Origin of the sequence: Flavobacterium sp. (assembly GCF_029945805.1) — a bacterium.
Classification (GTDB): Bacteria; Bacteroidota; Bacteroidia; order Flavobacteriales; family Flavobacteriaceae; genus Flavobacterium.
This window is the reverse complement of the sequence record NZ_JAQSDH010000016.1, coordinates 50494-59837: the sequence shown is the minus strand read 5'-3', so window position 1 is coordinate 59837 and position 9344 is coordinate 50494. Positions and strand designations below refer to the sequence as shown.

Here is a 9344-nt window from a genome sequence, read left to right as displayed (position 1 = left end):
AGATATGAAATAAAATCAAACGGTTTTATTTTTTATCGGACAATAATGATTTAAAATTTAAAATTTAAAATAAAAAAAGATGCTCCATTTTCAGAAACATCTTTTCAAATATAAACTAACTCAATAAAATTCTAATTCAAGTCAAAACGAACGCCAAGTGAAATGTTGTTTTGCTTCACCGCATTGTCTTTAAACAGTGGATTTAAATCGTATTTCAGATACAAACTGGTTTCTTTGTAACCAATATAAGTACTCAAGCCGTAGATAAAATCGTTTGCATTGAAACCATTTTTTTCTTTTAGCGTTTCATCGTGACCGTCATCGCTGTATTTCAAAATTTGTTTCGATTTCACTCTAAAACCTGCATAACCCCCAATTCCGAAACGAACACTTTCATGAGTTCTGAATAATGTTTTCCCTTCAGCATTCTTTTTTGCTTTTGTGAAATCAAATTCTAAGTGAACTGGTGCAGTTACATATACATTTCTAAAACGAGATTCTTTAAGATTAACTGAACTAGTTTCAAGATTGGTTTGGTCTCCATTTACTACAAATAACCGATTGTTTGTTGGACGAAGATTATTATACATTACTGACAATCCGTATTTCAAATGCAATAAATTGTCGTTTTTGAAAAGTCTGGTGTTAGAAGTAAAACCCCATTCGTAGAAATGCGAACCCCAATATCTGTAATCCGAATTATTGGCACTTCCGTTAGTCACTATATTGTTTACACCTGCCGCGAATACAAACTGTGAAGTTGTTCTTCTTTCGGTTCTATCTCTTCTCTTATTAACTATCGCCTTTTTCATGCCTTTGACATCTATATAAATACTATCGGTAGTTTTATAAGTCACTTTGTATTTTTTCCCTTCGAAGGTTACACTGTCTTTTTCTCTCCATTTCCAATTAAATTCAACTGAATTTTTTCTGTTACCTGTTTCTGCTATTTTTCCGTCTACTTTTTGTTGAACAAGATTTTTCAATTCTTCTTGAGCTTGACTAATTTTAGTTTCAATATTTTTAGAATGCGTTTCTGCCAATAACATTTTTTTGGCATCCGCTTGTATTTTAGTAATTGTTCCAGCTTCTAATTCTTTGTTTACTACTTCTAATTCTACTTTCAAAGCGGCTTTCTCATCTTTAGTGATGTTTTCGATTTTATCAGCTGTAGCTCGTGCTTTAGCTTCAAATGATTCTTGGGCTGACAGTTTACTTGCCAAAAGGCATGCTGCTACTGCTAAATAAAGGGTAAAATTTCTCATGATTTTTTGATTTAATTGATTAATGATTTTTAAATGGTAATTTCAATGACAATGGCAATGGCAATTTTTTAAGTTTTATTGATTTTTGATATTGATTTTTGATATTGATTTTTGATATTGATTATTCGTTATTTCTATTGGCCAAAGCCACTTTAACTTCTTGGTAATTTTTAGCTATTTTACCGATTACTTTTTCCCTAAAAGTCTGATCTAATTCGCCGTCAACTTGTGAAAGCAAGCTTTTCGGATTTACTTTTACTACATTGTTTTTCTCAGAAGATTTTTTGGCCGTTTTATCCAAACTTGCTAATAATTGTTCGTCTGACAGAACACTGTTACTAGGAAGAACAATTTCTTTTCTGGTTTCGATTCTTGGTAAATTTTTTAAAGCCACGTCAGAACTGTTTTGGAATTCAATTTTTTTGTCCCGATTGATAAGCGGATTGTTGGATTGTTTTTGATTTGATTTTTGATTGATGATTGAAACTGCTGTATTACTATTATTGTGGGATTTATTGATTATGGTTGGATTGGTCTCCGCTACTTGACTTTCTTCTTTTTTCTCATTCAATGGAATTGGAGTATTCGTATTCGGAGCTTTTACTGTTGTGTCTTTTATAACTCCTTTTTCTACAACTATACTTTTATTGTTGACTTCTAAAGTATTTTGTGTGAAGAAAAATATACCTGCAGTTAGCAAAACCATGATGCTTGCAGCAATAAACAAAAAGCCAAAAGGTCGTCCTGTTTTTTTTTCTTCGGCTACCGAAAGCATGGCGTCCAATCTGTCCCAAGCTTGTGGTGATGGTTGAATTTCTCTTGAATTCAGTTTCTCTTTAATCTGATTTTCTACTTTATTCTGTCCCATTGGTGTAATTTTTTAGTTTGCTGATGTTCTCCTGAAGCATTTTCCTTGCGTGTGACAACTGCGATTTTGACGTCCCTTCATTTATTCCGAGCATGACTGCTATTTCCTGATGTTTAAAACCTTCTATGCAATACAGATTGAAAACCATTTTGTATCCATCGGGTAAACTGTCAATCAAAAACTGAATATCTTCTACGGAAAATTGGCTTTCTATATTATTGTGCCGTTCTTCAAAAAAATCCTCGTCTTCAATGAACTTTACTTTTTTCTGAACTCTAATAAAAGAAATACATTCGTTTACCATAATTCTTCTAATCCAACCTTCAAAATTTCCTTTGTGTTCAAAATGTTTCAAATTGGTAAACACTTTCATAAAAGCCGTAATCATTATGTCTTCAGCCTGATGTATATCTTTAACATACTGTCGGCAAACACTCAACATTTTTGAAGCGTATTTAGAATATAATTTCTGTTGTGCCTGTCGGTTATTTTCGACAGCCAATCCGATTAATTCTTTTTCTTCTTGATGTAAGTTGATTACTTTCATATACAATGCCAATTTCAATGACAATTTAAAATTTCAATATTAATTATTGCAACTGCAATTGATTTTTGATATTGAATTAGACTTCTATTAGCATAGACGAGATTGGTTGGAACATAGTTGCATGAGGATTTGAGAAAAATTTGATTTGAGAAAATGAAAATGAAAAAACTCAATAAAATCAACACTTTACAAATGATTTTTTTTTAAAATTTTTTATTTTTTTCTTTCGATGACGTAATTTACCATTAGTGAAAGAGCGTCTCTATATTCTGATTGTGGGAAAGTTTCAAGGATGGAAAGCGCTTCTTTTTGGAAATCGGACATTATTTGTTCGGCATAAATTAGTCCGTTTTTATCTTTTACAAATTGGATCACTTCCTTAACGCGCTTTTTGTCTTTGTTGTGGTTTTTAATCGAATTAATACACCAGCTTTTTTCTTTTGGCGAACAATTATTCAACGCGTGAATTAATGGCAAAGTCATTTTTTGTTCTTTGATGTCGATTCCGGTTGGTTTTCCGATTGCGTCGTCAGTATAATCAAATAAATCGTCTTTGATTTGAAAAGCCATTCCAATGAGTTCACCGAATTTTCGCATTTTCTCAACCAATTCTTCGTTTTCAGAAACAGATTTCGCACCAAGCGCACAGCAAGAAGCAATTAAAGTCGCTGTTTTTTTTCGTATAATTTCATAATAGATATCTTCTACAATATCCAATCTTCGGGCTTTTTCTATCTGGAGTAATTCGCCTTCACTCATCTCACGAACGGCAATAGAAATGATTCGGAGTAGATCAAAATCGCCATTATCAATCGATAACAACAATCCTTTAGACAGTAAATAATCGCCTACGAGTACCGCAATCTTGTTCTTCCACAACGCATTGATAGAAAAAAATCCGCGACGACGATTACTATCATCCACAACATCATCATGAACTAAAGTTGCAGTATGAATCAATTCGATTACACTTGCACCACGATAAGTTCTTTCATTGACTTCACTCGATTCGGAAATCATTTTGGCTACCAAAAAAACAAACATCGGACGCATTTGTTTTCCTTTTCTGTTTACAATATAATATGTAATTCGATTCAGCAGCGCCACTTTTGAGGTCATAGATTCATAGAACTTCTTTTCAAAAAGTTCCATTTCCATTAAAATGGGTTGTTTTATTTGTGAAGTAATATTCATTGCATTCAAAGATACACTATTGCAGTCGTTTGAGAAATTTTTTTACTTTTGATTAAACCTTTTTTAAAATATTAACTCTTACTAATCAAATCTTAAAAAATCGTACTTATGAAAACAAAAAAATTAATTCTTGGGCTTGTTTTTTCTTTAGCAATCCTTAGCTGTTCTAAAGAAGAGAATAAAGGAGGTGTGAGTTCAAAAGATGCCCAAACTAGTGCTAAAATCGATGCAATGAATGATGATGTATCCAATATTGTAGAAGAACAGGAAGGCTTTACGTATTCTAACTCAACATCGGGTAAAGTAAGTGATTTGGCAGCATCAACATTTTCTACTTGCGCTACTATTACTAGAGTTCCAGCCTTTGGAACTGCAATTACACTGGGAACAACAGTTACTAAAACTATTGATTTTGGAAGTACTGGTTGTACATTAGATAATGGCAATGTACTTCGAGGTAGAATAATTATTTCATTTGTATACCAGCCTGATGCCACTTCACATACTATAAGTTATACTCTTGAAAACTTCTTCCACAATGCAATCAGATTTGATGGAAACAAAACATTCACAAGAACAATGATTACTACAACTGCTAATCCTATTTTACATCCACAAATAACGATGACTATGGATTTGACAGCAACACTTCCTGAAGGTGGTGTTTATACTAGAGTAGGTAGCAGAGTTAGAGAAATCATTGAAGGATATGGAACAGAAACTTGGGCTGATAATATATACAAAATTACAGGTAGCTGGGTGACTACAATACCTAGTGGTGCTACCCAAAACAGTACAATAACTGAACCATTAAGAGTTAAAATGAGTTGTGTTGCCGTAAACAAACCATTAATTGTTTCTGGGATAATTACCATTGTTAGAAATGATGTTACTGCAACACTTGATTTTGGTACTGGTGAATGTGATAATTTAGCTGTTCTTACTGTAGGCGGAAACAGTTACAATATTGTTATTGGAAATTAATAATTGCTTATTATAAAAGGAGAAAAGCCCTAATTTCTATTTTGAAATCAGGGCTTTATTTATGATTTATTGGCCAGTTGTCCGCAAGCGGCATCAATATCTTTTCCTCTACTTCGGCGTACTTTGGCAACGATATCGTTTTTGGCTAATTCCTTAATGTAATTATCTATCGAAACATCTGAAGCTTGTTGGAATTCGCCATCATCAATTGGATTATACTCGATCAAATTGACTTTACACGGAACGTATTTACAAAATTTAACCAAAGCATCAATCGAAGCTTGATCGTCGTTAATTCCTTTCCAAACCACATATTCATAAGTGATTTTGCTTTTTGTTTTTTGATACCAATATTGCAAAGCTTCCCTTAATTCGGGCAATTGAAAGTTTTTGGTAAACGGCATAATATGATTTCGAGTTTCCTCAATAGCCGAATGTAATGAAACTGCCAATTTGAATTTGACATCATCATCCGCCATTTTCTTAATCATTTTGGAAACGCCCGAAGTGGAAACTGTGATTCGCTTTGGCGACATTCCCATTCCTTCATCAGAGGTTATCATGGCAATCGCTTTCATTACATTATTGTAGTTCATCAGCGGCTCGCCCATTCCCATAAAAACGATGTTGGAAAGTGGCCGATTGTAATACAAACGACTTTCTCTATCAATAGCCACCACTTGATCGTAGATTTCTCCTGGTTCCAAATTTCGCATTCTTTTTAGACGCGCTGTGGCACAGAAATTACAATCGAGACTGCATCCAACTTGACTCGAAACACAAGCTGTAGTTCTAGTTTCTGTTGGAATCAAAACGCTTTCTACAATCAAACCATCGTGCAAACGAACCGCATTTTTTACGGTTCCGTCTTCACTTCGTTGCATTTGATCCACCATAATATGGTTGATAACAAAGTTATTTTCAAGCATAGAACGTGTTTCTTTCGACACATTGGTCATGTCTTCAAAATTGTGCGAAGCCTTACTCCAAAGCCATTCATAAACCTGATTGCCCCGAAATGCCTTATCGCCATTGGCTACAAAAAAATCACGCAATTGTTCTTTGGTTAAACTTCGGATGTCTTTTTTCTCGATTTCCATGGTGCAAATTTAGGGTAATTTGATTACTTCTTAATTTGTATTTTTGTAAAAAATAAAATCATGCATTTCCTTTCCGACGAATTAGATACTTATGTAACCGTTCATTCTCAGGACGAACCCGAATTATTGGCGCAATTAAACAAAGAAACGCACCAGAAAATACTAGCACCACGTATGCTGAGCGGTCATTTTCAGGGAAGAGTTTTAAGTATGCTTTCAAAAATCATTCATCCGAAAACAATTCTTGAAATAGGAACCTATACGGGTTACGCAACACTTTGCATGGCGGAAGGTTTGGCAGCAAATGGTACGATTGACACGATTGACAACGAAGAAGAATTAGCTGATTTTCAAAGAAAATATTTCAACAAATCCAGTTGGGGCAAACAAATTACGCAGCATTTAGGTGACGGTTTGGATATACTTCCAACCTTAACAAAGAAATACGATTTGGTTTTTATTGATGCCGATAAAGAAAATTACATCAACTATTTTCATTTGGTAGTTCCGATGATGAACCAAGGCGGAATCATACTTTCGGATAACGTTTTGTGGAGTGGAAAAGTGTTGGAAGAACTGAATCCGAAAGACATCACAACCAAAATACTATTAGATTATAATCTTATATTGAAAACAGACGTCCGAGTAGAAACGGTATTGCTTCCCATTCGCGATGGATTGACCGTTTCCAGAGTTCGATAAAATTTACGAAGTTCGAAGAATGTACTTATGATATAATTTGTAACAGATAAATCCGAAAAGTGCTCCGAAAAAATAACCCGTCAAAATATCTATTGGAAAATGCACCCCAAGATAAATTCGGCTGTAAGCAAAAATCAAAGGAAATAAAAATACCAGATAACTGTGTCTGTAATATTTCTTTATAGTCATAAAGCTAAAAACAGCTGTCGCCATTGAGTTAATGGCGTGTCCTGAAAAGAAACTAAACGAAGGACTTGTTTTTACTAATCTAATAATATGCTTTAGTTCTTCATCATTACAAGGTCGTAATCTATGAAAATACCATTTAAAAAGATTGGCTGTTTGGTCGCAAACCACAATTAAACCTGCCATAAAAAGAATAAAAAAACCAAAATTCCTCCAACCTATCTTTTTTTGCAGAAAATAGAAAAACAGTAAAAATACCGGAGTCCAATAGATTTGTTTTGTAATACCCAACCAAAGTCCATCATACATTGGCGAACCTAATCCATTTAAAAAAACGAGTAGTTCTCGGTCAAGCTGAATGATTTTTTCCAAAATTAGTGTTGTCTTTTTATTGGACCAGTCATACCTTCTAGATCTTCTTTAATTTTATTGGCTTCTGGCAGAATAGTGGTATCGATGCCTGATTTAATATTGTCAACTTCATCGGTGAACGTGGAGGTCAATTCTTTCATAGAAGTTCCTAATCCATTGGAATCAACTCCTTTTTGAATTTCACTTTTAATTTCGTTTGTTGCGTTTTTGAATTGCGACATTGCCTTTCCCATAGTTCTCGCTATTTCGGGAATTTTATCAGATCCAAAAAGCATCAAGGCAATAAATATGATGAAAATTAATTCTCCGCCGCCTATTCCAAACATAATTTCTAATTTTTCTAGATGTGGTGCAAAGTTACTTAAATTGCTATTGTTTTTTTATTATTTCCAAATATTTAACTGCTAAATCGGAGAAGATAAAACGCGACATCATTTTGTTTTTCATATTTAAAGCATCGACTAATTTTGGATCTTCTACGGCATAATACCAAAATCCTCTGATATATTCTTTAGGGATTTTCAGATTTTCTACGAAATATTCTTCTTTAAACATGTATTCTATTTTTTGGAGTAGCTTTTCTTTTCGTTCTATTACTAACTCGTTTTTCAACAGGGCTGTTCGTCCACTAATCGAATTTATCAATCCGTCTACACTCATTCCTCCAACCGGAATCAATAATGGACTGTACCAATGAAATTCTCCTGCCGTTCGTAACTTCCGCTCTGCAGGCGTATACACTTTTGCCGGTTTTTGCAATATACCTAATGAAACCGCGTTAATATTAGGATAGGTTTTAATTTCAACCTCATCCAAAGCAATAACTTTACTTTCTACACTAATGACATAAAGTTGCTTGGAAAGATCTTTTTCTGAAACAATTGCTTTCTTGGTAACGATTTGCAAACCAAATACTTTAAGCGTATCGCCTACTTTGACAAACATCGAGAAGTTTCCGTTCTGGTCAATAGCTGTATCCGATTCCGAACGTAAATTAGAAATAGTGACGCCACCTAATTCCTTAATTTGTGAAGTTATTTTTCCTTTCAACAAGGTTAATGTTGAAGTTTGCGCCTGCATTTGTACAAAAAATAAAATCAGGAATAGCCTTTTAACTAACATCATTATTCTAAATTTACGCTGTAAAAATATCTTATAGATTACCAAAACCTTCTAATCTTTTGTTAAACTTATTTATAAAAAAAGAAAATCGCTATAAATGAAAAAAATGATTATTGCCAGCACTTCAACGATTCACGGCGGAAACTATTTGGAGTATTTATTGCCAACATTAGAAATTCTATTTAAAGAAGCTACTGAAATAATTTTCATTCCTTATGCACGTCCGGGCGGAATTTCTCATGATGATTATACTTCAAATGCGCGTTCGGCTTTCGCCAAAATAAACAAAGCGGTAAAAGGATTGCATGAATTTGAAAATCCTATAGAAGCGATTGAAAGCGCTCAAGGAATTTTTACGGGTGGCGGAAATACATTTTTGTTAGTTACCCAATTGTATCAAAATAAGGTAATGGACGTTTTAGCAACTACTGTTCAAAACGGAACGCCCTATTTAGGCTCTAGTGCCGGGAGCAACATCACGGGATTAACGATGCAGACTACGAATGATATGCCGATAATTTATCCGCCGAGTTTTAAAACTTTGGGATTGATTCCGTTTAACTTAAATCCGCATTATTTGAATGCCGATTTACAGAGCAAACACATGGGCGAAACGAGAGAAACACGCATCAAGGAATTCCATGCTTTTAATAAAACGTCGGTTTTAGGATTGCGTGAAGGAAGTTGGCTGGAAGTAAACGGTGACGAAATTGTATTGAAAGGAGAATTAACTGCTCGGTTGTTCAAAAAAGATGAAAATCCAACGGAATTGGAAACTGAAAGCGAGTTGTCTAAGATAAAGTAAAACTGCGTTAGCGATTGGAGCGGCATCCTTTTTTAAGGATTGCCTGAACGCAGTGAAGGAACATCATTAAAAAAGATATAGCGGAAAGCGCGGCCCGAAGGGAAATGCCCAAATAAAAAAGCCCTAACTTTCGTTAAGGCTTTAGAGCGGAAGACGAGGCTTCCCGATAAAAATCGGGATAAACTTCTCGCCACAACCT

At 34.3% G+C, this 9344-nt stretch carries 11 protein-coding genes; 3 read left to right on the top strand and 8 right to left on the bottom strand.

Translation table 11 applies throughout. The features are described 5' to 3' along the window. Positions 1 to 131: 131 nt before the first annotated feature. The 4 genes from PSU83_RS03970 to PSU83_RS03955 form a co-directional block, all read right to left on the bottom strand. A complete protein-coding gene (locus PSU83_RS03970; protein ID WP_300586952.1) occupies positions 132 to 1265 on the bottom strand; it encodes a hypothetical protein in 1134 nt (377 codons plus the stop codon). A gap of 121 nt (positions 1266 to 1386) precedes the next feature. Beyond that, entirely contained in the window at positions 1387 to 2133 is a 747-nt protein-coding gene (locus tag PSU83_RS03965) for a hypothetical protein (RefSeq protein WP_300586950.1), read from the bottom strand. Next, complete coding sequence (locus tag PSU83_RS03960; protein ID WP_300586947.1) at positions 2120 to 2680, bottom strand: RNA polymerase sigma factor; 561 nt, start codon at positions 2678 to 2680, stop codon at positions 2120 to 2122. The genes PSU83_RS03965 and PSU83_RS03960 overlap by 14 nt, the downstream gene beginning before the upstream one ends. A gap of 213 nt (positions 2681 to 2893) precedes the next feature. Next, positions 2894 to 3874: a polyprenyl synthetase family protein gene (locus PSU83_RS03955; protein WP_300586944.1), complete on the bottom strand. Its 981-nt coding sequence runs from the start codon at positions 3872 to 3874 to the stop codon at positions 2894 to 2896. Positions 3875 to 3982: 108 nt separating this feature from the next. On the opposite strand from PSU83_RS03955, the gene PSU83_RS03950 reads away from it, so the two are divergent. Then, positions 3983 to 4858, top strand: a complete 876-nt coding sequence (locus PSU83_RS03950) for a hypothetical protein (protein ID WP_300586941.1) — start codon at positions 3983 to 3985, stop codon at positions 4856 to 4858. A gap of 59 nt (positions 4859 to 4917) precedes the next feature. Here PSU83_RS03950 and rlmN read toward each other — a convergent pair whose 3' ends face one another. Beyond that, positions 4918 to 5958 (bottom strand): 23S rRNA (adenine(2503)-C(2))-methyltransferase RlmN, encoded by a 1041-nt coding sequence (gene rlmN, locus PSU83_RS03945; protein WP_300586939.1) that lies wholly within the window; start codon positions 5956 to 5958, stop codon positions 4918 to 4920. A 60-nt stretch (positions 5959 to 6018) separates the two neighbouring features. Between rlmN and PSU83_RS03940 the strand changes: the two genes are divergently transcribed. After that, complete coding sequence (locus PSU83_RS03940) at positions 6019 to 6660, top strand: O-methyltransferase (RefSeq protein WP_300586937.1); 642 nt, start codon at positions 6019 to 6021, stop codon at positions 6658 to 6660. Positions 6661 to 6663: 3 nt separating this feature from the next. Here the strand turns inward: PSU83_RS03940 and PSU83_RS03935 are convergent, their stop codons facing one another. From PSU83_RS03935 to PSU83_RS03925, 3 genes are read right to left on the bottom strand one after another with little or no spacing between them, the layout of a single operon-like run. Further along, a complete protein-coding gene (locus PSU83_RS03935) occupies positions 6664 to 7218 on the bottom strand; it encodes a phosphatase PAP2 family protein (protein WP_363319864.1) in 555 nt (184 codons plus the stop codon). Positions 7219 to 7220: 2 nt separating this feature from the next. After that, entirely contained in the window at positions 7221 to 7544 is a 324-nt protein-coding gene (locus tag PSU83_RS03930; RefSeq protein ID WP_300586934.1) for a twin-arginine translocase TatA/TatE family subunit, read from the bottom strand. Between the two features lie 43 nt (positions 7545 to 7587). Continuing rightward, positions 7588 to 8343 (bottom strand): hypothetical protein, encoded by a 756-nt coding sequence (locus PSU83_RS03925; protein WP_300586932.1) that lies wholly within the window; start codon positions 8341 to 8343, stop codon positions 7588 to 7590. Between the two features lie 94 nt (positions 8344 to 8437). Between PSU83_RS03925 and pepE the strand changes: the two genes are divergently transcribed. Continuing rightward, positions 8438 to 9145 carry a dipeptidase PepE gene (gene pepE, locus PSU83_RS03920; RefSeq protein WP_300586930.1) on the top strand — a complete coding sequence of 236 codons (708 nt, stop codon included), beginning with the start codon at positions 8438 to 8440 and terminating at the stop codon, positions 9143 to 9145. The last annotated feature ends 199 nt before the right edge of the window (positions 9146 to 9344 follow it).